The sequence below is a fragment of the Pseudanabaena sp. BC1403 genome, assembly GCF_002914585.1.
Classification (GTDB): domain Bacteria; phylum Cyanobacteriota; class Cyanobacteriia; order Pseudanabaenales; family Pseudanabaenaceae; genus Pseudanabaena.
The window spans coordinates 1-1,163 of the sequence record NZ_PDDM01000071.1 but is presented as its reverse complement, the minus strand read 5'-3'; the positions used below and the strand labels follow the sequence as shown (position 1 = coordinate 1,163).

The following is a 1,163-nucleotide window of genomic DNA, read 5'->3' as shown; positions in this document are numbered from 1 at the left end:
GGGAGCATGTCACTTTTGCGAAAAAGCGAGAAAAAGGAGGGAAAATAGAATAATTTAGAGGCCAGTAAAAGCATGACACCAGAACAAGCCGAGAAATTACAAGACCATGTGCAGGAGATCGCCAAAATACTTTACGCAAATACCGAACTAGAAGCGCTAAAGACATTTTCAGGGATCGAACAAGCCGTGCGAGAACAGATGCAACAGCATGTGATGCCCGAAGTAGGAATTTTTTTGTCTCAACAAGTACAGGAACAACAGAAGGACGAGAACGCAAGCTCAAAAGCATCCTTGGAGAAATAACTGTAACCACTCAACAAGCAGAGCAACTGGGAATTAAGGCACATACTCGTCTGAGTCCATATCTGGAAATGTGTTGTTTGCGAGTCAGTGCAAATAGCTCCTATGAACACACCGAAGCAGATGTGACAATGTTTACAGGAATTCGAGTCCCAGCCAAGACCCAACAGCGTTTAGTCCATCGACAAACCTTTGAATTACCCCAAGCAGAGCAAGAGATTAACGAACTGAGTGCAGATGGCGGTAAGATCCGCATCAGAACACCTGTGGGAGAAGAATGTCGATGGCTAGACTATAAAGGAGTGAGATTGCATGAGTTTGCTACTGGAGCTTGCTTTCAGGACAATCAGCAGTTAGTCGATTAGGTACGCCAGCAACCCTTGAGTACGCCAATAACTTGTTTAGGGGATGGACATGATGGAGTATGGAATTTGATTAAGCCCATGGCTACTGAAGAGCAACGACGTGAAATTCTCGATTGGTATCATCTGATGGAGAATCTAGAAAAAGTGGGTGGTTCAATACGTCGCTTAAACGATGCGAGAGCTTTACTTTGGAAAGGTAATGTTGATGATACTATTACTCTTATTGAACAGTGTAAACGCAGGCAGGCTGTTAATTTCTGTGCCTATCTCCGAAAACATAGACACCGTATTGTCAATTATGATTACTATCAGAGTGAGCAGATTTGTTCTATCGGTTCAGGAGCAGTTGAGTCTGCGGTAAAGCAGATTGACCGTCGCACTAAAATCTCTGGTGCTCAGTGGAACAAAGAAAATGTCCCTCAGGTGCTTGCCCATCGTTGTGCTTATCTCAATGGTTTATTGGCTTTCTAGACTATCCCAAAAAAGTGACATGCTCCC

Annotated in this window: 1 pseudogene; it reads left to right on the top strand. The window is 43.8% G+C overall.

Annotated features, from left to right (window positions below):
- Window positions 1-72 precede the first annotated feature (72 nt).
- A pseudogene (locus CQ839_RS24600) lies at window positions 73-1,136 on the top strand (ISKra4 family transposase).
- Window positions 1,137-1,163 lie beyond the last annotated feature (27 nt).